The following is a 20,918-nucleotide window of genomic DNA, read 5'->3' as shown; positions in this document are numbered from 1 at the left end:
CGCCCGAACCCATCAGGAGGGGACTGCAATGCCGACGTTCGACACCCCCGAACCCATTTTCGCCGTCATCGAGGTGGCGGCCGCGAACGTCCGGATCAACGCGAGCGAGCGCGCCGACACCGTCGTCGAGGTGCGCCCGGCCGACGAGTTCAACGACGCCGACCTGCACGCCGCCGAGCTGATCCAGGTCGAGTACGCCAACGGCAGGCTGCTGGTGAAGGCGGCCAAGGACCGGGCCGCCTCCACGTCCGGATGGGGCGTGTCGCTCGACAAGCTCGTGGAGGCACCCGCGAGCTGGGCACGTTCGCTGCTCGGCTGGGGCGGCTCGGTCGACGTGACGGTCGATCTTCCCGAGGGCTCCCGCGTCGACGCCAACACGGCGGCGGGCTTGCGCTGTCGTGGCCGCCTCGGAGAGGTGAGGTTCACCACCTCGTACGGCGACATCCGGGTCGAGGAGGCCGGCAGGCTGCGGCTGAAGACCGGGTCCGGCGACATCTCGGTGACCCGCTCGACCGGGCACGCCGACGTCACCACGACCCACGGCACCATCCGTATCGGCGCGGTCGACGGCACGGCGGTGGTCAAGACGTCCCACGGCGATCTCAGCCTCGGCGAGGTGACCGGCGAGCTGCGGCTGAACACCGCGTACGGCGACATCCAGGTCGATCGCGCCCTGGCCGGCGTCACCGCCAAGACCGCGTACGGCAGCGTCCGGATCGCCGAGGTCGTGTCCGGCTCGGTCGTCATGGAGACCACCGGCGGCGGGCTGGAGCTCGGGATCCGGGAGGGCACCGCCGCCTGGCTGGACGTGAGCTCGCAGCACGGCGCCGTCGAGGTCGACCTGGACTCCTTCGACGGCCCCGCGCAGTCGGAGAAGACCGTCGAGGTGCGTGCCCACACCGCCTACGGCGACATCATCATCCATCGTTCCTGACGACCAAGGAGAATCTCATGCCAGACGCGATAGTCGCCGAGGGCTTGACCAAGAAGTACGGCGACGTGGTGGCCCTCGACGGGATGGAGCTGACCGTTCCCGAAGGGACGGTGTTCGGGCTGCTCGGCCCGAACGGCGCGGGCAAGACGACCACTGTGCGGATCTTGACCACGTTACTGACGCCGGACGCGGGCCACGCCAGGGTCGCCGGGTTCGACGTCGTGCGCGACGCCCAGCGGCTGCGCGCCCACATCGGCGCGTCCGGCCAGTACGCCGCGGTCGACGACCACCTCACCGGAGCCGAGAACCTGGAGATGGTCGGCCGCCTCTACCATCTGGGAGTCAAGCGCAGCCGGCAGCGCTCCCGCGAGTTGCTCGAGCGCTTCGACCTGGTCGAGGCGGGCGACCGCCCGGTGCAGGGCTACTCCGGAGGTATGCGCCGCCGGCTCGACCTGGCCGGCGCGCTGGTCGCCAATCCGCCCGTGCTGTTCCTCGACGAACCCACCACCGGCCTGGACCCGCGAGCCCGCGCGAGCCTGTGGGAGGTCATCGGCGAGCTCGTCGCGGACGGCACGACGGTGCTGCTCACCACTCAATACATGGAGGAGGCCGACCGGCTGGCCGACCGCATCGCGGTGGTCGACCACGGGCACGTGATCGCACTGGGTACCGCCGACGAGCTCAAGGACCAGGTCGGCGGCGACCGGATCGAGCTCACCATGACCAGCGCGGCCGACCTGTCGACCGCCAGGCACGTCCTGAACGGCCTGGCCGTCGAGGAGATGCAGGCCGACACCGCCGCGCTCCGGCTGACGATCCCGGTCCGCGGCGGAGCGGGCGCGCTGACCACGGCCCTGGGCCACCTGGCCGCCGAGCGCGTCGCCGTACGCGACGCGGGGCTGCGCCGGCCGACCCTGGACGACGTGTTCCTGACCCTCACCGGACACCAGGCAGACGAGAAGACGAAGGAGACCATCCGATGAGCGCTGTCCCGATCGCGATCGCCGACGGCCTGACGATCGCCAAACGCAACGCGTTGAAGATCAGGCGAGCACCCGACCAGCTGGGTGCCGTGATCATGTTACCGATCGTGTTCGTGCTGCTGTTCTCGTACGTCTTCGGCAGCATGATCGAGCTGCCCGGCATGTCGTACGGGGAATACCTGCTTCCCGGGATCTTCGTCCAGACCATCGTCATGGGCGCGCAGCTCACCGGCTACACGCTGACGCTGGACCTGCAGAAGGGCATCTTCGACCGCTTCCGCACACTGCCGATGTCGCCTTCGGCCGTGCTCACCGGCCAGACCCTCAGCGACGTGATCATGAACGTGACCAGCATGGTCGTGATGGCGCTGGTGGGACTGCTCGTCGGCTGGCGCATCCACTCCGCGCCGCACGAGGCCGTGCTGGGCTTCCTGATGCTGCTGCTGTTCGCGTACGCGTTCTCCTGGGTGACGGCGACGGTCGCGCTGGCCCTGCGCACGCCCGAGGTGTTCAACAACGCGGCCACCATGCTGTCGCTGCCGCTGGTCTTCCTGTCCAACGCCTTCGTCGACAGCACACGCCTGCCCGGCCCGCTGCAGCCGATCGCCGAGTGGAACCCCGTATCCACGTTCGTCCAGGCCGCCCGCGAGCTGTTCGGCAACACCAATCCGGCCATGCCCGTGCCCACCGCCTGGCCGCTCCAGCACGCGGTGACGGCGTCGCTGCTCTGGTCGGCGCTGATGCTGGTGGTGTTCGTGCCGCTGGCCACGCGGCTGTACAAGAGAGCCGCGAGCCGATGAACCACACGGCGGCACGTGTCTCCGACGGGGATCGCGACAGTGTCGTGGACCGGGTCCAGCAGGCGTACGCGGACGGGCGTCTCAGCTCCGCCGAGCTGGACCGGCGGCTGGAGCTGGCGCTCACGGCCACGTCCCGCGGCGAGCTGGAGCCGGCCGTCGCCGACCTGCCGGACGAGGCGGTCCGTCTCGAGAGCACCGGCGGGCGCATCGAGAGGACGGGCGAGTGGCGGGTCCCGCGCCTGCTGCGGATCGACTCCGAGTACGGCAGGGTGCGGCTCGACCTGTCCCGGGCCGCCATCGGCCATCCAGAGATCCACATCGAGCTCTGGCTCACGTACGGTTCCGCAACCGTCATCCTGCCGCCGGGCGCGACGGCGAACGCCGACGGGGTGCGATCTGAATGGGGGCGCGTGGCCTGCAAGGCGGCCGGCCACGCACGTCCCGGCGCGCCGCACGTCCGGATCACCGGCGAGCTCACCTACGGCCGCCTGACCGTCCGCAACTCGCGCCGGTGATCCAGCGCCCACCACCCGCGCAGCTCCGGCCGGACGGGGCCGCTCGCACCCGTAGGCGGATGGATGGCGGGGTCAGGCGGGGGAGCCGACGTGGCCGGTGGCGCGGATGACGTCTGGCGCGGCGGCGGTGAGCAGGCCGAACCGATCGGCGAAGGCCGACAGCTCATCGCGCTGCGCCTCCGGCTCGGCCGCGGCGGGGCTCACGACGATCCGCGTCACGCCCAGGGCGGCCATCGTCTCCGCGTCCTCCACCGTCATGTCGATGGCCCCCCACCGCGTGTACTCCAGCGCCGCGGGCTCACGCCCGGCCTCCGCCGCGGCCGCCCGGGCGGTCGCGAGTTGCGCGGCCCGCTCCTTCGCGTCCAGCGCGCCGCCGGGGAAATACCCGTCCCCGCGCAGCCCGGCCCGCCGCGCGGCCGCCCGGCTCGATCCGCCGACGTGAATGGGCAGGTGCGTGACCCCATGCGGCTTCGGAAAGCTGGACAGGCCGTCGAAGGCGAAGAACTCTCCCGCGAAGCTCACACCCTCCTCGCCACCGCCCCACAGCAGCCGCAGCACGTCGATCGCCTCGTCGGCACGCCGTCCGCGCGCCCCGAAATCGATCCCCACCGCCGCGGCCTCGCCAGGCAGGGCGCCGATCCCCACGGTCAGCAGCCGCATCCGCCCCTTCGACAGCACATCGACGGTGGCCAGCCGCTTGGCCAGGATCACCGGATGGTGGTACGGCAGCAGCAGCACCGCCGTCCCCAGCAGGATCCGCCGCGTCGCCGCGGCGACGAAGCTCAGGCAGTCGAGCGGATCGACGTACGGCAGCGCCGGAGGCAACTCGAAGTGCCCCACCTTCGCCCCCTGATACAGCACGATGTGCTCGGGCAGGTACAGCGACTCGAAGCCGCACCCCTCCGCATGCCGGGCGAAGTCCACGATCCTGTCGGGGTCGGTCCCGAAATGGGCCGTGTTGTAGCTGATCCCGAACCTCACTGTCATGCCTCCGCACAATCGGCCGCTGTCCGTACGCCGATCACGCTAGAACCTTGACACCGGCGTCAACGCAACACATCAGTGGTGATCGGCCCCCACGACCCCGGAGATCAGGGGTGCCAGCCGCGTTCGACCGACCGGCGGCATCGATCGGCGTCGTCCCCTGCCCAGGTGAACAGGGCGGTCAGCAGCGGCACCCCGTGAGCGAGCGCTTGACGGGGCAGGGGACCCGTGGTGACCAGTGACGCCAGGCCGTGACCGATGGTCCAGCTCTGCGTGGCCAGCTCCAGCGGGTCGAGGTCGTCGCGAAAGCGGCCGGCGCCCTGGGCTCGTTCGACGGCGCGGACCAGGCAGTGCAAGGTCTCGTCGGCGGCCGCGGCGTCCTCGAGCTCGAACCCGGCGTCGAACATGACCCGGTAGAGATCGGGACCGGCCAGGGCGTTGGACAGGTAGGCGGCGCCGAGTGCGGCCAGATCCCGCACCGGGTCCGCGGACGGTGACACCGCGCCGAGCCGGGCCGCCAGGCGCGTGAAGCCTTCCTGCCGCATCGCTCTCCACAGGCCGTCCATGCCGCCGAAGTAGGTGTAGACGGCCATCGTCGAGACGCCGGTTCCGGTGACCAGTGAGCGGAGCGTCACCGGCTGCCGGGCGGCGAGCATCTGCGCGGCTCGGTCGATCAGCAGGGAGCGGACCGCGGGGTCCTTCGTCCTCACCATGGCACAACAATACATAGCAATGTTATGGTTTGCGGGATTGTCAGCCCCGCCAGCCTGATGCCGAGGAGTGGACATGCCCGTGACGCTGGTCAACCCTGACGGACTGCCGAAACCCGATGTCTATCGGCAGTTGTCGATCGCCACCGGGGCGAAGCTGGTGTTCCTGGCGGGCCAGGTCGCCCGCGACGCCGAGGGCCGGCGAGTCGGGGAGGGAGACCTGGCCGCTCAAGTCGAGCAGGCCTACCTCAACATCGGCACCGCCCTGGCCGGGATCGGCGGGTCCTTCGATGATGTGGCCAAGCTGACCGTTTACGTCGTCGACTGGACGCCCGACAAGATGCCGCTGCTGGGCCAGGGGGTCGCCCGGGCGGCCGAGAGGTTGGGGATCGACCCGGTCAAGCCGATCACGCTGCTGGGCGTCGCGGCACTGGGGGAGCCTGATCTTCTGGTCGAGGTCGAAGCCACCGCTGTTCTCGACTGATCGCGGGCATCGTGGATCCCGCGGCTCGTACTCGACGGGCGACGGTTCGGACGGCCGACCCGAACGTCGTCCAGGACGGCGGAAGGATCCACGACCAGAGCGGCGGTCAGCGAGTGGACTCGCGGACCATCAGCTCGAAAGGCGCGGTGTACTCGCCGGCCGGGTGCGACGGGTCCTGGATGCGAGCGGTCACGAGTTCGACGGCCTTGGCGGCCATCCACCGGTGGTCCGGAGCCACGGTGGACAGTGAGGGGACCATGAACGCCGACTCGGGGATGTCGTCGAAGCCGATGAGGCGGACGTCGCCGGGGACACGGACGCCGCGGTCGGCGAGGCCGCGGAGGACTCCTTGGGCGACGGTGTCGGTCACCGCGACCACGGCGTCGATCTCGTGACCGGAGTCGACGAGGCGGTGGGCCGCGTGGCGTCCTGATTCCAGCGTCATCGCGTCGCAGGTGACAAGCGCCGCCGGATCGGGGTCGAGTCCCCGTTCGGCGAGCGCGGCGAGGTAGCCCTGGTAGCGGCGCGTCACCACGTTCACACCGCCGAGAGCGTCGCCGGTGACGATCGCGATCCGGCGGCACCCACGGTCGATCAGATGGGTGGTCGCCGCCTTCGTGCCGTCCTCGTTGGGCATGGCGACATGGTCGAATCTCGCGGCGAAGTCCTGCTCGCCGAGCATCACGATCGGATAGCCGCCGCCGGCCAGCCGCTCATCCCGGGGGTCGAGCCCGACCGCGCTGAGGATCAGCCCGTCGAAGTGCAGGGTGTGCGAATGGGCGATCGCGTCGATCTCCCCGGCCGCGGCGGCGCCGGTCTCCTCGATCGCGACGTGAAAGCCGCGATCCCGCGCCTGGGTGACCACGTGGGCGGCGAGCAGGCCGAAGTACGGCCGGTCGATCTCGGGCACGGCCAGCCCGATGACGCCGGTCCGCCCGGACCTGAGGGTCCTGGCCGAGACGTTGACGCGGTAGCCCGACTGACGGATGGCCTCCAGCACGCGGCGGCGGACCTCGTCGCCGACTCCGGCGCGACCGTTGATGACGTTGGAGACCGTCATCTTCGACACCCCGGACAGCTTGGCGACGTCGCCCATGGTCACCATGCCGCTCCTCGGGCCCTGCCCCCTTCGTGTCATGCGAGGCGGCCCTCCACGGTGACGAAGGAGTGAGCGGGCAGGTGCACCCGCAGCACGGTGCCGGTGGACTTGACCTGATCGTGGGGGCGGGGGGCGACGGCGGCCGGCGTCTCGGGCGTGTTGCAGGTCTGCAGGGACCCGGCGGTGAGGATCCTCGAGGTGACCTCTTCCACGCGTCCCCCGCGCAGGTCCAGCTCGACGTCGGCCGCGTCGGCGGCGTCCAGGTTGGACAGCGAGATGAGCATCCGGTCGTCCTTGCGGCTCGCCGACAGCGAGACGGTCGCCAGAGTGTCCGTGCCGACCTCGCGGGCGGGCACGTCCGAGAGGAGGTCGACGCGCAGCGAGGCGGCGTCCTGGTGTCCCTTGTTCATCTCGAACACGTGGTAGGTGGGCGTGAGCACCAGCGCCCCGGAGTCGGGGTCGGTCAGGATCATGGCCTGGAGCACGTTCACCGTCTGGGCGATGTTGGCCATCACCAGCCGGGCGGCGTGGCGGTGGAAGATGTCGAAGTGCAGGCTCGCCACCAGGGCGTCCCTCAGGGTGTTCTGCTGGTGGAGGAAGCCGGGGTCGGTGCCCGGCTCGACGTTCCACCACGTCCCCCACTCGTCCATCACCAGGCCGACGGTCTTGGTCGGGTCGTAGCAGTCCATCACGTTGGAGTGGCCGGTGAGGAGCTCGTCGGTGCGGGCGGCCTGGACCATGGTGCGGTAGTAGTCGTCGGTGCCGAACACCGTGGCGTCGCCCTTGTCGTCCCAGGTGCCGGGGATCGTGTAGTAGTGCAGCGACAGGGCCTGGAAGAACCCGCCGGGCCGGCGTGCGCAGCCGAGGTGGCCGAGCGTCTTCATGAGCGTCTCGGTCCAGGCGTAGTCGTCGGAATTCGCGCCGGCGGCGATGCGATGGAGCCGGTTGCCGCCGTGGTCGCGGCAGAACGTGGCGTACCGGCGCGCCTCGTCGGCGTAGTGCTGGGCCGTCATGTTGCCGCCGCACCCCCAGGCCTCGTTGCCGATGCCCCAGAAGCGCACCCGCCAGGGTTCGTCCCGGCCGTTGGCCTTGCGCAGCCGGACCATCGGGGAGTCGCCGTCGCGGGTGAGGTATTCGACCCAGTCGCTCATCTCCTTGACCGTGCCGGAGCCCACGTTGCCGTTGATGTACGGCTCGGCCCCCAGCAGCTCGCACAGGGCCATGAACTCATGCGTTCCGAAGTGGTTGTTCTCCTCGACGTTGCCCCAGTGCGTGTTCACCATCGCCGGGCGCCGGTCCTTGGGGCCGATGCCGTCCATCCAGTGGTATTCGTCGGCGAAGCAGCCGCCGGGCCAGCGCAGGTTGGGGATGTTCAAGGCGCGCAGCGCTTCGACGACGTCAAGGCGGATGCCGCCGGCGTTCGGGATGTCGCTGTCCTCGCCCACGTAGAAGCCGCCGTAGATGCATCGGCCCAGGTGCTCGGCGAAATGGCCGTACAGGTGCCTGCTGATCGTGGGGCCTTTGACATCCACGTTGATCACGGCGGACAAGACGTCGTTGTTCATGGAGGAAACCCTTTCGATCAATGGCAACGGCGGCTACTTTATCGATAAAGGAAGGCCTGTCAAAGGGCTCGGAACGGGTGCTTCATCGGCGAGTCGCGGGGGAGGACTCCTGCTGATCATCGCCCAGCTGGGCGGCCACCCGGGCGGCGGTCTCGCGGGGCCGGATGTGGGCGGCGTCGTGGGTGCCGGCGAGGTTCACAGCAGCCCCTTATATCGACGCGGTGAATGGTGCGCATCCAAAGAATCGATTTCCCAGATTCTCGCAGGTGAGCAAGGGTTAAGGGCACCACACCCGGAGGAAACCTCGTGGAAACACCCCCGTCTCTCGCCGGGCCCTTCGCGCTCGGCACCTTCTCCGCCGGCGCCGGCCCGGCCTTCCCCGGCCTGATCGCCCAAGATCAGGTCCTCGACCTGCGTGGCCACGCCTCGACCACCCGAGAGTTGCTGGAGCGCTGGGACGAGGTCCTGCCCCTGCTGCACGACGCCGCCGCGGCGACGGCGGGGGAGTGGCTGCCGCTGTCCGCACTGCGGGTGCACGCCCCGGTCGAGCCCCGGCAGATCTTCCAGTCAGGCGCCAACTACCGCACCCACGTCATCGACCTGGCGGTGGCGCACGAGCCCGCGGACGGCAGGCCGGCCGAGCAGGTACGGGCCGAGACGGCCGCGATGATGGACCGGCGTGCGGCGGAGGACCAGCCGTACGTGTTCATCGGCCTGCCCTCCTCCGTGACGGGGCCCCATGACGACGTGGTGATCCCGTCCTGGTGCGGGAAGCCGGACTGGGAGCTGGAGCTGGCGGCGGTGATCGGCCGCCCGGCCTTCCGGGTGCACCCGGAGCAGGCGCTGGAACACGTGGCGGCCTACACCATCGCCAACGACATCACCGCCCGCGAGCTGGTGTTCCGCCGCGACATGCCGGAGATCGGGACCGACTGGCTGCGGGCCAAGAACGCCCCGGCGTTCACCCCGCTGGGGCCGTACCTGGTGCCGTCCGCCTTCGTCCCCGACCCGTCGGATCTGCGGGTGACGCTGCGGCTCAACGGCGAGGCGATGCAGGACGAGTCCACCAAGGACATGATCTTCGACGTGGCGCGGCTGGTGTCCTACGTCTCGCAGACCGTCGGGCTGCTGCCCGGCGACCTGGTGCTGACCGGCAGCCCGGCCGGGAACGGCCTGCACTGGGGCCGGCTGCTGCGGCCGGGCGACGTGATGGAGGGCACGATCACCGGGCTGGGCGTCCAGCGGAACAGGTGCGTCGATGAACGCTGAGCAGGCCATCGCCGAGGCGGCCGCGACGTACTCCAACTGGGGCCGCTGGGGCGAGGACGACGTGCTGGGCACCGTCAACTTCCTCGACGAGGCCAAGCGGCGCGAAGGCGCGGCGCTGGCCCGCCGCGGGGCGAGCTTCTCGCTGGCGCAGCGGTTCGACATGAACGGCCCGCAGAACGGCTGGCGCAGGCGGACCAACCCGGTGCACACCATGCTCGACACCGGGCTGGACGCGGTTCACGGCGACCAGGGGTTCCCGCACGGATTCGGCGGCGCGGACGACATGATCGCCATGCCGTTGCAGTGCTCCACCCAGTGGGACGGCCTGGGCCACATCTTCGACCACGGCAGAGCCTGGAACGGCCGCCCCGCCGACCGGGTCGTCACCAGCGAAGGGGACCAGGTCACCGGCATCGAGCACCTGGCCGCCCCGGTGGCGGGCCGGGGCGTGCTCCTGGACGTGGCCGCGGTGTACGGGGAGCTGCCCGACGGCTTCGCCATCACCGAGGAACACCTGGTGGCCACGGCCGAGGCACACGGCGTCGCGGTCGGGCGCGGCGACATCGTCTGCGTACGCACCGGCCGGCTCGCCAGGGCCAAGCGCGAAGGCTGGGGCGACTACGCGGGCGGAGCGGCGCCCGGCCTGTCGTTCTGGAGCGCGGGCTGGCTGCACCGCACCGAGATCGCCGCCATCGCCACCGACACCTGGGGCTTCGAGGTGCGGCCGAACGAGTTCGAGGGCGCCTTCCAGCCGCTGCACCAGGTCGCCATCCCGCACCTCGGCCTGCTCATCGGCGAGATGTGGGACCTGGACGCCCTCGCCGGGGACTGCGCCGCCGACGGCGTCTACGAGTTCTTCCTGGCCGCCGCCCCGCTGCCCATCACCGGCGCGGTCGGATCCCCTGTCAACCCCCTGGCCATCAAGTGAGACCCTCATGCCGGCAGTAAGCAACGTCCTCATCATCGGCGGCGGCACCGCCGGGTCGGCCCTGGCGATCCTGCTCGCCCGCGCCGGCGTCGCCGTGGACCTCGCGGAGATCAAGCCGGAGCTCACCACGCTCGGCTCCGGCATCACGCTCCAGGGCAACGCGCTGCGGGTGCTGCGCGACCTCGGCGTGTGGGACCGGGTCAGCGCCGCCGGCTTCGCGTTCGACTCCCTGGGGTTGCGCGCCCCCGGCGGGAGGCTGATCGCGGAGATCCCCGACGCCCGCACCGGCGGCCCCGGCCTGCCCGCGACCATCGGCATGAACCGCCCCGAGCTGGCCGCCATCCTCGCCGGCGCCGTACGCCGGGCCGGGGCGCGAATCAGGTTCGGGCTGACGGCCGACGCGCTCACCGACACCGGCGACGGCGTGCGCGTGCGGCTGTCCGACGGCACCGAGGCCGGCTACGACCTGGTCGTCGGAGCCGACGGCATCCGCTCGGCGACGCGCGGCCTGCTCGGCATCGACCTCGCCCCGGAGCCGACCGGCATGGGCATCTGGCGCATCCACACCCGCCGCCCCAAGGAGGTGGAGCGCACCGACCTGATCTACGGCGGCCCGTGCTTCATCGCCGGCTACTGCCCGACCGGCCCGGACACCATGTACGCGTACCTGGTCGAGAAAGCCCGGCCACGTGACGCGGCCGGGGACAAGGTCGCGCACATGCGGGCCCTCACCGAGGGCTACGGCGGCGTCTGGAACGGGATCAGCGCGGCCATCACCGACCCGGACCACATCAACTACACCTGGTTCGAATCCCTGCTCGTGGACCGCCCGTGGAACCGCGGCCGCACCGTCCTGATCGGCGACGCCGCGCACGCCTGCCCGCCCACCCTCGCCCAGGGCGCGGCGCAGTGCCTGGAGGACGCCGCCGTCCTGGCCGAGCTGCTGCTCACCGCCGACCGGCTGGACCAGACGTTGTTCGACGCCTTCATGGACCGCCGCCACGGACGCGTCAAGGCCGTCGTCGAGGCGTCGCTGCAACTGGCCCGCTGGCAGCTCGACCAAACCCCGGACGCCGACGTTCCCGGCCTGATGGGCCGCATCGCCGCGATGGTGACCGAGCGCCCATGATCACTATCGACGTGCACGCGCACGTGTTGCTGCCCGAGATCGAGCGGGCCGTGGCGGGCCGGCCCGGCCACGCCGAGCACCGGGAACTGGACGCCCGCCGCAACGGCCCCGCCTCCCTGAAGGCCGGCGGACGCATGATCCAGGCGCGCTTGCCCCGGCTGACCGACGTGCGAGCGCGGCTGGACGACATGGACGCCGCCGGCGTGGACATGCAGATCGTCAGCCCGTCACCCTCCCACTACCACTACTGGGCCGAACCCTCACTCGCCGCCGAGGTCTGCGAGCTGGCCGCCGAGGGGGTGGCCGCGCACTGCGCCCAGGCCCCCGGCAGGCTTCACGGCCTGGGCCTGGCCCCGCTCCAGCACCCGTCGCTGCTGGTCCGCGCCCTCGAACACGCGCTCGACCTGGGACTGAAGGGCGTGGAGATCTCCTCCCACGCACCTGGCCGCGAGCTGTCCGACCCGGACTACGAGCCGTTCTGGGCGCGGGCGGCCGAGACGCGCGCGGTGGTGTTCCTGCACCCGTTCGGCTGCACTCTGGACGAGAGGCTCGACCGCTGGTACCTGTCCAACATCGTCGGCCAGCCGACGGAGAACGCCGTCGCCCTGTCCCACCTGATCTTCTCCGGCGTGCTGGACCGGCACCCCGATCTGAGGCTGCTGGCCGCGCACGGAGGCGGCTATCTGCCGTACTACCTGGGCCGCGCCGACCACGGCTGGCACGTCCGGCCCGAAGCGCGTGGCTGCGCCGGGCCGCCCAGCGGCTATCTGCGGCGCATCTGGTTCGACTCCCTCGTCCACGAGCCCGCGATCCTGCGTGCCCTGATCGACGCCGCCGGGATCTCCCAGGTCGTGCTCGGCTCCGACCACCCCTTCGACATGGGCGTCGACGACCCCCTGGAGCGGCTGCGCGCCGCACTGCCCCTCCCGGCCGAATTCGACGCCGTACGCGGCCGCAACGCCATGCACCTGTTCGATGTGAAGGACGACCGATGAGACTGATCACCCACCTGCGGCACGTCGACCTGGCCGTGCCCGACTACGACAAGCAGCGCGACTTCTACTCCGGCGCCTGGGGCCTGACCGAGGTCGCCACCGACACCGGCATCAGCTTCCTGGCCGCCGAGGGCTCGCCCGAGCAGTACGTCATCCGCCTGCGCCGGGCCGGCGAGAAGCGGCTCGACCTGGTCTCCTTCGGCGCCGCCACCCCCGCCGACGTGGACGCCCTGGCCGAGCGGCTGCGCGCCGCAGAGGTCCGGCTGATCTCCGAGCCCGGCAAGCTCGACACCCCCGGCGGCGGCTACGGCTTCCGCTTCTTCGACGTCGACGGGCGTACCGTCGAGGTCTCCGCCGACGTCGAAGTGAGGCGGCATCGCAGGCTGGAGCCGAAGGAATCAGTGCCGGTACGCCTGTCGCACGTCGTGCTCAACGCCCCCGACATCGACGTCACCCGCACCTGGTACGAGACCCACCTCGGCTTCGCCCTGTCCGACACCCTCGCCCACCCCCGCATGGGCCAGGTCATGCACTTCATGCGCTGCAACCCCCAGCACCACAGCATGGCCATCGCCCGCGGCCCGCACGCCTCCCTGCACCACATCAGCTTCGAGCTGCGCGGCCTCGACGAGTACATGTACGGCACCGGCCGGCTGCTGCGCGCCGGGGTCCGCATGATCTGGGGACCGGGACGCCACCTGGCCGGCGACAACACCTTCTCCTACTTCCTCGACCCGCACGGCAACACCGTCGAGTACACCACCGAGCTGGAAGAGCTGGACGAGGACTCCTGGCACCCGCACGTCCACGACTTCTCCCAGCCCGAAGTCACCGACCAATGGGGCACCGCCAACCCCATGAACGAGCTGGTCGCCAAGGAGTCGTTCAACGACGTCGACCGCGGCGTGTTCGTCGCCCCGCCGGTTTGACGGGGCCGGTCTGATGCGCATCGCCACCTTCACCCACGAGGGCCGCACCCGCTGCGGCGTCGTGGCCTCCGCCTCCGTGGCCCCGCTCCCGGACGGGATCGGCCTGCTCGACCTGCTCAGGGACGGCCGGCTCGACCAGGCCGCCGCACTGGCGGGCGACCCCATTCCCCTGGAGGACGTCCGGCTCTCGGCGCCGTTCCAGCCGCCGACCGTGCGGGACTTCGTCGCGTTCGAGGAGCACGTCGAGGGCGTGCGCAGAAGTGTGGACGGCCGCGCCGGCGTACCCGACGCCTGGTACGACGCCCCCGCCTTCTACTTCACCAACCCCTACGCCGTCATCGGCCCGCACGACGACGTGCCCGTGCCGCCCGGCTGCCGGGCGTTCGACTTCGAGCTGGAAGTCGCCGCCGTGATCGGCCGGGCCGGGCGGGACCTCACGCCCGAGGCCGCGAAGGAGCACATCGCGGGCTACCTGATCATGAACGACTGGTCGGCCCGCGACCTCCAGAGCCGCGAGATGCAGGTCGGCCTGGGCCCGGCCAAGGGCAAGGACACCGCGACCACGCTGGGCCCGTGGCTGGTCACCGCCGACGAGCTGGAGCCGTACCGGGACGCCGACGGCTTCCTGCGCCTGGCGCTCACCGCCACCGTCAACGCCAAGGAGATCGGCCGCGACCTGCTGTCCAACATGGGCTGGCCGTTCGAGGACCTGGTCGCCTACGCCTCACGCGGCGCCTGGGTCCGCCCCGGCGACGTGCTCGGCTCAGGCACCTGCGGCAACGGCGGCTGCCTGGCCGAGTTGTGGGGCTTGCGCGGCGAGCAGGACCCGCCGCCGCTGCGGCCAGGAGACGTGGTCGAGCTGACCGTCGAAGGCATCGGCGCCGTCTCCAACACCGTCGTCGAAGGCGTGGACCCACTCCTGCTCCCGAAGCCCCGCACCCGCGCCCGGACGCGCCCCTGATCCCCGCCCCCACTCCGCCCCCCTGTCCCCGGGGAGGGCGAGAGAGGGTGGGTAATATCCGCTTCATGCCGTCCCCCCTGCGCCTCCCACCCCCCGACCCCCGCCTGTCCCGTCACACCGGCTGGACCCGCGCTCACTGGGAGGGCCTGGCGGACCACCTGCTGGACTCCGTGGTCCCGTACGCCACGGACGACTTCGCCCAGTTCCGCCTGCCCGGCGCGGCGAGCCGGTCAGGACCCGTGAGCGACGGGCTGGAAGGGTTCGCCCGCACGTTCCTGCTCGCGGCCTTCCGCATCGCCGGGGCGGGCGGCGCCGTGCCGCCCGCGCTGCTGGAACGCTACGCCGGAGGGCTCGTCGCCGGCACCGACCCCGCGCACCCGTACGCCTGGCCGGCCCTGGCCGACATGTCCCAGCCGCTGGTGGAAGCCGCCTCCGTGGCGCTCGCGCTGCACGAGACCCGCCCCTGGCTGTACGACCGGCTGTCATCGGCGCAGCAGGAACAGGTGGTGGCGTGGCTGGCCGGATTCGTCGGGAGGCGCACGCCGGACAACAACTGGGTGCTCTTCCAGGTGGTCGTGGAGCAGTTCCTGGCCGAGGTCGGCGGGCCGCACGACCCGGGCGAGATCACCGGCGGGCTGGAGCGGATCGAGGACTGGTACGTCGGCGACGGCTGGTACTCCGACGGCAAGGGCAAGAACTTCGACTACTACGCCGGCTGGGCGATGCACCTGTATCCGTCGCTCTGGGCGAGAATGTCCGGCGACACCGCCCGCCAACAGCTCTACGCCGAGCGCCTGCGCCGGTTCCTGGAGCAGTACCAGCATTTCTTCGCCGCCGACGGCGGGCCGGTGCACCAAGGACGGTCGCTGATCTACCGGTTCGCGACGGTCGCGCCGCTGTGGCTGGGCGCGCTGACCGGCGCCTCACCCCTGCCGCCGGGGAGGACCAGGCGGATCGCGAGCGGCGTGCTGCGCCACTTCGCCGGTCGCGGCGTTCCCGACAGCCGGGGCCTGCTCACCTGCGGCTGGTACGACGTCTTCCCGCCCGGCAAACAGGACTACTCCGGCCCCGGCTCCCCCTACTGGGCCAGCAAGGCCTTCCTCGGCCTGCTGCTGCCACCGGAGCACCCGGCCTGGACGGACCCGGAGGAGGCCGCGCCGATCGACCTCGCCGACCAGGTGGTGGCGATGCCCGCCCCCGGCTGGCTGCTGCACGCCACCCGCGAGGACGGCGTCGTCCGGCTCGTCAACCACGGCAGCGACCGCGACCGCGTCCAAGATCCCGCGGGGCCGCCGGACCCGCACTACCTCCGGCTCGCCTACACCAGCCACACCGGCCCCGACATCGGCGACGGGACGATCGACGGGGAACTCGCCGTCGTCTCACCGCAGGGAACCGTCTCCCGGCGGCGCCACATCGAGCCGCTCGCCGTGGGGGAACGTTTCGCCGCCTCGGCCTACCAGGACGGGCTCGTCCGCGTCGTGACCGCCTCCGTGATCGACGGCGCGGCGGAGATCCGGATCCACCGGGTCACGGCACCCGCCGGGCACCAGGTACGCGACGGCGGCCACGCCCTGGCCGGGACCGAACCGCCCGCGACCCGGTCCGAGGACACCTGGGCGCTGGCACGGCGCGCGGACGGCCTGACCAGCCTGACGCGCGGGCTGCACGGCTACACCGCGGCGGGCGTGGCGACCGCGCACGGCGCGAACGCCTTCGGCCCGCACTCCGCCACGCCGTACCTGATCTGCGACGCCCATCCGGGCGGCACCGCCGTCTACGTCAGCCTGGTCCTCCTCACGGGAGCCGCGCAGGAGCCACCCTCGCCGGAGGTGCGGGTGAACGGTGACGAGATCACCCTGCGGCCGCCCGGCGGGGAGCCGATCACGATCCGCCTCAGCGGCGTGCCCGACGCCGCCGGGCTCGGCCACGGGCGGTAGCGGCGGAGGCCGGCGGCCACGGCATCGCTGGGCATCGCGCAGACGTTCGCCGACGAGTACCTCGCCGCCCATCCGGGCGCGACCGTCGATCACTTCGACCTGTGGGACGGGACGCTCCCCGAATTCGGCCCCGCGGCCGCGGCCGCCAAGATGACCGTGTTCGGGGGCGGCTCGCCCGGGGGTTGCGCTGGACCGGCATCACCGACATCCGGGAGATCCGCCACCACCCCACCCTCACCGGCTCCTACGACAACGAAGGCAAGCAGGCCGACGAACGCGCGCGTCAGATCGCCAGGACGTTCTGGCGCCGCGCAGGCCTCTCAGCGGTGCTGGACCCAGACGTTCGGCTCCACCAGCTCCCCCAGGTCACGGTCTCGATCGAGCACCATCGGGGCGAGGGCTCCAGGCACGACATAAGAGCCGGAGTCGGGAAAGTCCATACCGGCCCACCTCTCCCAGTCCGCGACGGAACCCGTCATGACCATGGAGCGCTCCGCAGGGCACAACATCCGGGCACCCAGCCGGTGGTGGGTGCGCAGCCATGGGTCCAGCGGGGCGCCGTCCGGCCGGGTCCAGGTCATGAATCGCCCCATCGGCGTCAACGGGTAACGCGCTTTCAGCGCCGGGCGGACCGGCGCTATCACCCGCGTCAGCCCGGCGTGCTCACCCGAGTCCGCGAGCCGCCGCAGCATCTGCGCGGCCAGCCCCTGTCCCTGCCGGTCCCGGCGGACCTGGGCCGCGGCGATGACCAGGGTGTCGGCTCGGCCGCCTTCCTCGTGCAGCTCGACCGCCTGCCGCAACGCGTCGTCGTACCCGCCGGGCAACGTGCCGATGGCGCCGTCCCACCGCACCGGGACGCCCCAGCCCCCGGCCACGATCTGGTCGTCCCCGTCGACGAGCAGCAGGCTCAGGTTCTGGAAGAACTCCCGCACCCGCGCCATGTGCCGATCGGCCACCGGGTCGTGGAAGATGAACTCGGGCCAATCGGCGCTGAAGATCGTGTCGGCCTGCCGGTGCAGATCGGGCCGTCCGGCGAAGACGAAGGTCCGGATGTCCACGGTCGTTGACCCTACGCCGGGGAATTCAGTCCTGCCATTCGGTACGCGAAAGGGGCGATGATGATCGAGACGTTGTTCGATCACAACTACGTGCGTGACCCGCATCCCGTCTTCGCGCGACTCCGCGCAGAACGGCCCGTCTACCGCACCGCCACCCCGCAAGGTGTGCGGGTCTGGGTGGTGAGCCGCTACGAGGACGTCAAGGCGGCCTGCGTCGACCCGCGCCTCAGCAAGGACTTCACGAACAACCCGCACCTCATCAAGGCGAACGAGCTCGAAGGCGGCGACAGCAGCGGCTACGAAGCCGTGGTGCCGCACAACATGCTCTTCGTCGACCCGCCCGACCACGCGCGGTTACGCCGGCTGGTCGGCAAGGTGTTCACCGCCGGCCGCGTGCAGGCGTTACGCCCCCGCATCGAGCACCTCAGCTCCAGCCTCCTCGGCAAGGTGGGCGCGGAGTTCGACCTGCTGCACGACTACGCCGCGCCCCTGCCCGCCATGGTGATCGGAGAGCTGCTCGGCATCCCGGAGCACGACTGGCCGCAACTCATCACCTGGTCCAACACCACCATCGAGGGCGCCGCGCTGGACCCCCAGGAGGTCGTGCGGGCCGCCACCGATTTCACCGCCTACCTCGCCGAGCTCTGCGATGCCAGGCGGGCCGAGCCGGCCGATGACCTGCTCAGCGCCATGGTGCAGGCCCAGGACGAGGAAGGCGCGCTGAGCCGGAGAGAGCTCGTCGACACCGCGTTCCTGCTCACGGTCGCCGGCCACGAGACGACCGTGCACCTGATCTGCAACGGCATGCTCGCGCTGTTGCGCCATCCCGAGCAGTTCGCCAAGCTCCGCGAGGAGCCGGGGTTGCTGCCGGCCGCGATCGAGGAGGTTCTCCGCTTCGACGGGCCGATCAGCACGTCCACGCTCAGGTTCACCAAGGAGCCCGTCACCCTCGGCGGCGTGGAGATCCCGGAGGGCCAGCTCGTGCTCGTGTCCTTCCTGTCCGCGAACCGGGACGCGGCGCAGTTCGCCGATCCCGGCCGCTTCGACGTCACCCGCGCTCCGGGCCAGCACGTCGCGTTCGGCCACGGCGTCCACTACTGCCTCGGCGCCCCGCTGGCCAGGGTCGAAGGCGCGGTGGCCTTCGGCCACCTGCTCCAGCGTTTCCCAGGCCTCCGGCTCGCCGTCCCCGAAGAGCGGCTCGCCTGGCGTCCGGGCCTGCTCATGCACGGGCTGACCGGCCTGCCCGTACGGACTTCTTGAGTACGTCGTGTCCTGGCTCCCGTTCCTCCTGGAACGGGGGCCAGGGCCGTTCATGCGCGGGTGTCCCTCAAGGGGTCAGGAGGTCGTCGGAGAGGAGGACGGGGCGGGGGAGGAGGCCGGCGGCTGGCCGGGCCCCCGGCCGTGGTGCCAGCGGTCGCCCTTGCCGCCGCGCCAGCCCCGCCCCTCGCGCAAGGTCGTGTCGTGGATCGCGACGGCGGTGGCCGTGCCGCCGTCCACCTTCGCCATGACCCTGACCTTCTGCCCGGTCTTCACCGCGGCGATGCCCTCGTCGCCGCGGTTGATCCGGGTGTCGCCGTTGACGGCGTACTCCTTGGTGTAGCCGTCCTCGCTCTTGACCGTGATCGAGTCCTGGTCGACGGCTGTCACGTCGCCGTACTGGGTGGCGACGGTCACGTACTTGCCGTCACCGTCGGGCACGACGAACTCGCCGTGGAGGGCGGGGCCGCCGAGGCCCATCCCGTGGCCCCGGCCCCGGCCGAACCCCGGCGTCTTGTCGGACGGCGTACCGGACGGGCTCGCCGACGGCGACGTGGTGTCGCCGGCGGTGGGGGTGGGGGACGGCGAGGGCGACAACGCCGACGCGGCGGCGACGCCGGCGCCTGTCACCACGACGAGCGCGGTGGTGGCGACGAGCAGCATGGAACGGGGGAAGCGGCGCCTGGGGGGCTCGTTCGCCAGTGTCTCCATGGTGTTGAATCCGTCCGGCCCAGGGGTCATCTGTCTTCCTCCCGATAGGTGTGCAATGGGATAAGAGTGCCGCAAGACGCCTAAAGCTGCCGTAAATGCGCTTTGTGCCCATATTTGCACCCTCCGTGGGGAACCGATCCCCTCTTCGTCGCCTCAGCCGTGACCGGGGTCAGGTGACGACGGGCAGGCCCGCGGCGGCTGCCTCGCCGAACGCGTCGTCGATCACCACGACGGCGCGTCCCCTCCTGGCCAGGAGCGAGGCGGCGGCGGTGGCGCGGTAGCCGCTGCCGCAGTGCACCCAGATCGTGCCCTCCCCGATCTCGTCCAGACGCCGCTCGAGGTCGGGGAGCGGCAGGTGGGTGGCGCCGTCGATGTGGCCGGCCCGCCATTCGCCGGCCAGGCGTACGTCAAGGATCACCTCCGCCTCCGGCGTCGCGGCCAGGTCCGCGAAGGTCGCGGTGGGCAGGGTGCGGAGCTGCGCCGGGTCGGCGGCCAGGTCCTCCGGGCGGCCCGTCGCGGCCGCGGCGACGCGGTCGATGCCGATGCGCACCAGCTCGCGCTGGGCGGCGGCGACCTGCTCCGGCGTCTCGCCGAGCAACGTGACCGGCGCGCCCCAGTCGATGAGCCAGCCCAGCCACGTGGCCATCGACCCGTCCAGGCCGAGCCCGATCGTCCCGGCCAGGTGGCAGGTCGCGTACGCGGTACGGTGGCGCAGGTCGACCACCCACTCGCCGGCCTCCAGGCGCGCCCGCAGGTCGCGGGCGCCGGCCGGAGCGGGACGGCGCAGATCGACGGGGTCCGGACCGGCGAGGTTGACGGCCCCCATGTGGGCGTAGTAGGCGGGATGGACGTCCAGGCCGGCCAGGGTCTCGGTGACGAAGTCGTCCTCCGCGAGCCGCAGCGCCGGGTTGATCCGGCGTTCCCGGTCGAGGGTGGAGGCGTCGCCCGAGGACTGGGTCGCCGAGCAGAAGCTGCCGAAGCCGTGCGTGGGCCAGACGGCCGCGCCACCGGGCAGCAGGTCGGCGAGCCTGCGCACGGAGGCGTGCTGCTCGCGGGCCAGGGACGCGGTGTGCTGGGAGCCGAGGAGGTCGGTGCGGCCGGTCGTGCCGATCAGCAGCGATCCGCCCGTGAAGACCCCCTCCATGGTGGACCGGCTCTCCAGGATGTAGGAGAGGTGGTGGTACGTGTGCCCGGGCGTGGCCACGGCGCGCAACCGCAGGGCCGGGGAGACCTCGACGGTGTCGCCGTCGGCGAGCGGGGTGTGCGCGAACGACACCTGGTCGGCGGCCGCGATCCCGTAGCCGGCTCCCGTGAGCCGCGACAGCTCCAGACCGCCGGACACGTAGTCGTTGTGCAGGTGCGTTTCGACGACGTGGATGATCCGGACGCCGAGGCGGCCGGCCAGGGCCAGCACGCGGTCGACGTCGCGCTGCGGATCGACCACGACCGCCGCCTGCCCGTCGGTGGCCAGATAACTGCGGTCACCCAGCGACGAGGTCTCGATGACATGCACGCCGACGCCGTTGCCGCTCATCGCTGCTTCGTTCACTCTTGCGTACCTGCCCCGAAAGCGGCGATGGTACCGGCCCGGGGTATTCCTTTGCCGGCTTGGGCATCTCGTTGCCCCGGCCCGTGATGCGGCCGCGATCATCATGCCCGCCGGGAAC

General features: G+C 71.5%; 20 protein-coding genes. 13 read left to right on the top strand and 7 right to left on the bottom strand.

Annotation, left to right across the window (positions count from 1 at the left end; translation table 11 throughout):
- Window positions 1-28 precede the first annotated feature (28 nt).
- The 4 genes from ACIBX3_RS48160 to ACIBX3_RS48145 are packed head-to-tail and all read left to right on the top strand — an operon-like array spanning window position 29 to window position 3,232.
- The gene (locus ACIBX3_RS48160) at window positions 29-934 is read left to right on the top strand and encodes a DUF4097 family beta strand repeat-containing protein (protein ID WP_397127429.1); all 906 of its coding nucleotides are present in this window, start codon (window positions 29-31) and stop codon (window positions 932-934) included.
- A 17-nt stretch (window positions 935-951) separates the two neighbouring features.
- Complete coding sequence (locus ACIBX3_RS48155; protein ID WP_397127428.1) at window positions 952-1,917, top strand: ATP-binding cassette domain-containing protein; 966 nt, start codon at window positions 952-954, stop codon at window positions 1,915-1,917.
- Complete coding sequence (locus ACIBX3_RS48150) at window positions 1,914-2,717, top strand: ABC transporter permease (RefSeq protein ID WP_397127427.1); 804 nt, start codon at window positions 1,914-1,916, stop codon at window positions 2,715-2,717. Before ACIBX3_RS48155 ends, ACIBX3_RS48150 begins: the two co-directional genes overlap by 4 nt.
- Window positions 2,714-3,232, top strand: a complete 519-nt coding sequence (locus ACIBX3_RS48145) for a DUF1707 domain-containing protein (protein ID WP_397127426.1) — start codon at window positions 2,714-2,716, stop codon at window positions 3,230-3,232. Before ACIBX3_RS48150 ends, ACIBX3_RS48145 begins: the two co-directional genes overlap by 4 nt.
- Window positions 3,233-3,304: 72 nt before the next feature.
- On the opposite strand, the gene ACIBX3_RS48140 is transcribed toward ACIBX3_RS48145, so the two are convergent.
- Together ACIBX3_RS48140 and ACIBX3_RS48135 are read right to left on the bottom strand one after the other, a co-directional pair.
- Window positions 3,305-4,219, bottom strand: a complete 915-nt coding sequence (locus ACIBX3_RS48140) for a TIGR03619 family F420-dependent LLM class oxidoreductase (RefSeq protein ID WP_397127425.1) — start codon at window positions 4,217-4,219, stop codon at window positions 3,305-3,307.
- Window positions 4,220-4,323: 104 nt separating this feature from the next.
- Window positions 4,324-4,929: a TetR/AcrR family transcriptional regulator gene (locus ACIBX3_RS48135; RefSeq protein WP_397127424.1), complete on the bottom strand. Its 606-nt coding sequence runs from the start codon at window positions 4,927-4,929 to the stop codon at window positions 4,324-4,326.
- 73 nt (window positions 4,930-5,002) lie between these two features.
- Between ACIBX3_RS48135 and ACIBX3_RS48130 the strand changes: the two genes are divergently transcribed.
- A complete protein-coding gene (locus ACIBX3_RS48130) occupies window positions 5,003-5,410 on the top strand; it encodes a RidA family protein (protein WP_397127423.1) in 408 nt (135 codons plus the stop codon).
- 106 nt (window positions 5,411-5,516) lie between these two features.
- Here ACIBX3_RS48130 and ACIBX3_RS48125 read toward each other — a convergent pair whose 3' ends face one another.
- Together ACIBX3_RS48125 and ACIBX3_RS48120 are read right to left on the bottom strand one after the other, a co-directional pair.
- Window positions 5,517-6,515, bottom strand: coding sequence for a LacI family DNA-binding transcriptional regulator (locus ACIBX3_RS48125; protein ID WP_397127422.1), 999 nt, complete (start codon window positions 6,513-6,515; stop codon window positions 5,517-5,519).
- 29 nt (window positions 6,516-6,544) lie between these two features.
- On the bottom strand, window positions 6,545-8,074 hold the full coding sequence (locus tag ACIBX3_RS48120) for an alpha-N-arabinofuranosidase (RefSeq protein ID WP_397127421.1): 1,530 nt from the start codon (window positions 8,072-8,074) through the stop codon (window positions 6,545-6,547).
- A 306-nt stretch (window positions 8,075-8,380) separates the two neighbouring features.
- Between ACIBX3_RS48120 and ACIBX3_RS48115 the strand changes: the two genes are divergently transcribed.
- The 7 genes from ACIBX3_RS48115 (at window position 8,381) to ACIBX3_RS48085 (ending at window position 16,225) form a co-directional block, all read left to right on the top strand.
- Complete coding sequence (locus tag ACIBX3_RS48115; protein ID WP_397127420.1) at window positions 8,381-9,343, top strand: fumarylacetoacetate hydrolase family protein; 963 nt, start codon at window positions 8,381-8,383, stop codon at window positions 9,341-9,343.
- Window positions 9,333-10,271: a cyclase family protein gene (locus ACIBX3_RS48110; protein WP_397127419.1), complete on the top strand. Its 939-nt coding sequence runs from the start codon at window positions 9,333-9,335 to the stop codon at window positions 10,269-10,271. Before ACIBX3_RS48115 ends, ACIBX3_RS48110 begins: the two co-directional genes overlap by 11 nt.
- A 7-nt stretch (window positions 10,272-10,278) precedes the next feature.
- The gene (locus ACIBX3_RS48105) at window positions 10,279-11,400 is read left to right on the top strand and encodes an FAD-dependent oxidoreductase (protein WP_397127418.1); all 1,122 of its coding nucleotides are present in this window, start codon (window positions 10,279-10,281) and stop codon (window positions 11,398-11,400) included.
- Window positions 11,397-12,395 carry an amidohydrolase family protein gene (locus tag ACIBX3_RS48100; RefSeq protein WP_397127417.1) on the top strand — a complete coding sequence of 333 codons (999 nt, stop codon included), beginning with the start codon at window positions 11,397-11,399 and terminating at the stop codon, window positions 12,393-12,395. The genes ACIBX3_RS48105 and ACIBX3_RS48100 overlap by 4 nt, the downstream gene beginning before the upstream one ends.
- Window positions 12,392-13,324, top strand: a complete 933-nt coding sequence (locus ACIBX3_RS48095; RefSeq protein ID WP_397127416.1) for a VOC family protein — start codon at window positions 12,392-12,394, stop codon at window positions 13,322-13,324. Before ACIBX3_RS48100 ends, ACIBX3_RS48095 begins: the two co-directional genes overlap by 4 nt.
- Window positions 13,325-13,337: 13 nt before the next feature.
- Window positions 13,338-14,285: a fumarylacetoacetate hydrolase family protein gene (locus ACIBX3_RS48090; RefSeq protein ID WP_397127415.1), complete on the top strand. Its 948-nt coding sequence runs from the start codon at window positions 13,338-13,340 to the stop codon at window positions 14,283-14,285.
- Between the two features lie 65 nt (window positions 14,286-14,350).
- Complete coding sequence (locus tag ACIBX3_RS48085; RefSeq protein ID WP_397127414.1) at window positions 14,351-16,225, top strand: DUF2264 domain-containing protein; 1,875 nt, start codon at window positions 14,351-14,353, stop codon at window positions 16,223-16,225.
- A gap of 320 nt (window positions 16,226-16,545) precedes the next feature.
- Here ACIBX3_RS48085 and ACIBX3_RS48080 read toward each other — a convergent pair whose 3' ends face one another.
- Window positions 16,546-17,283, bottom strand: a complete 738-nt coding sequence (locus ACIBX3_RS48080) for a GNAT family N-acetyltransferase (RefSeq protein ID WP_397127413.1) — start codon at window positions 17,281-17,283, stop codon at window positions 16,546-16,548.
- Window positions 17,284-17,343: 60 nt separating this feature from the next.
- On the opposite strand from ACIBX3_RS48080, the gene ACIBX3_RS48075 reads away from it, so the two are divergent.
- Entirely contained in the window at window positions 17,344-18,543 is a 1,200-nt protein-coding gene (locus ACIBX3_RS48075; protein ID WP_397127412.1) for a cytochrome P450, read from the top strand.
- A 75-nt stretch (window positions 18,544-18,618) separates the two neighbouring features.
- Here ACIBX3_RS48075 and ACIBX3_RS48070 read toward each other — a convergent pair whose 3' ends face one another.
- Both ACIBX3_RS48070 and ACIBX3_RS48065 read right to left on the bottom strand, forming a co-directional pair.
- Window positions 18,619-19,281: a hypothetical protein gene (locus tag ACIBX3_RS48070; protein WP_397127411.1), complete on the bottom strand. Its 663-nt coding sequence runs from the start codon at window positions 19,279-19,281 to the stop codon at window positions 18,619-18,621.
- A 139-nt stretch (window positions 19,282-19,420) separates the two neighbouring features.
- On the bottom strand, window positions 19,421-20,800 hold the full coding sequence (locus ACIBX3_RS48065; RefSeq protein WP_397127410.1) for a rhodanese-like domain-containing protein: 1,380 nt from the start codon (window positions 20,798-20,800) through the stop codon (window positions 19,421-19,423).
- Window positions 20,801-20,918: the final 118 nt, after the last annotated feature.

This window comes from Nonomuraea sp. NPDC049480 (assembly GCF_044465905.1).
In the GTDB taxonomy this organism is placed as follows: Bacteria; Actinomycetota; Actinomycetes; order Streptosporangiales; family Streptosporangiaceae; genus Nonomuraea.
This window is presented reverse-complemented; position numbering and strand designations above follow the sequence as displayed.

Bases quoted from the DNA above. Each gene is read 5' to 3' on its own strand.
- ACIBX3_RS48135 (WP_397127424.1), bottom strand. From the start codon at position 4,929: ATGGTGAGGACGAAGGACCCCGCGGTCCGCTCCCTGCTGATCGACCGA.
- ACIBX3_RS48120 (WP_397127421.1), bottom strand. From the start codon at position 8,074: ATGAACAACGACGTCTTGTCCGCCGTGATCAACGTGGATGTCAAAGGC.
- ACIBX3_RS48085 (WP_397127414.1), top strand. From the start codon at position 14,351: ATGCCGTCCCCCCTGCGCCTCCCACCCCCCGACCCCCGCCTGTCCCGT.
- ACIBX3_RS48100 (WP_397127417.1), top strand. From the start codon at position 11,397: ATGATCACTATCGACGTGCACGCGCACGTGTTGCTGCCCGAGATCGAG.
- ACIBX3_RS48160 (WP_397127429.1), top strand. From the start codon at position 29: ATGCCGACGTTCGACACCCCCGAACCCATTTTCGCCGTCATCGAGGTG.
- ACIBX3_RS48140 (WP_397127425.1), bottom strand. From the start codon at position 4,219: ATGACAGTGAGGTTCGGGATCAGCTACAACACGGCCCATTTCGGGACC.
- ACIBX3_RS48125 (WP_397127422.1), bottom strand. From the start codon at position 6,515: ATGGTGACCATGGGCGACGTCGCCAAGCTGTCCGGGGTGTCGAAGATG.
- ACIBX3_RS48090 (WP_397127415.1), top strand. From the start codon at position 13,338: ATGCGCATCGCCACCTTCACCCACGAGGGCCGCACCCGCTGCGGCGTC.
- ACIBX3_RS48110 (WP_397127419.1), top strand. From the start codon at position 9,333: ATGAACGCTGAGCAGGCCATCGCCGAGGCGGCCGCGACGTACTCCAAC.
- ACIBX3_RS48150 (WP_397127427.1), top strand. From the start codon at position 1,914: ATGAGCGCTGTCCCGATCGCGATCGCCGACGGCCTGACGATCGCCAAA.
- ACIBX3_RS48145 (WP_397127426.1), top strand. From the start codon at position 2,714: ATGAACCACACGGCGGCACGTGTCTCCGACGGGGATCGCGACAGTGTC.
- ACIBX3_RS48070 (WP_397127411.1), bottom strand. From the start codon at position 19,281: ATGACCCCTGGGCCGGACGGATTCAACACCATGGAGACACTGGCGAAC.
- ACIBX3_RS48095 (WP_397127416.1), top strand. From the start codon at position 12,392: ATGAGACTGATCACCCACCTGCGGCACGTCGACCTGGCCGTGCCCGAC.
- ACIBX3_RS48130 (WP_397127423.1), top strand. From the start codon at position 5,003: ATGCCCGTGACGCTGGTCAACCCTGACGGACTGCCGAAACCCGATGTC.
- ACIBX3_RS48105 (WP_397127418.1), top strand. From the start codon at position 10,279: ATGCCGGCAGTAAGCAACGTCCTCATCATCGGCGGCGGCACCGCCGGG.
- ACIBX3_RS48075 (WP_397127412.1), top strand. From the start codon at position 17,344: ATGATCGAGACGTTGTTCGATCACAACTACGTGCGTGACCCGCATCCC.
- ACIBX3_RS48155 (WP_397127428.1), top strand. From the start codon at position 952: ATGCCAGACGCGATAGTCGCCGAGGGCTTGACCAAGAAGTACGGCGAC.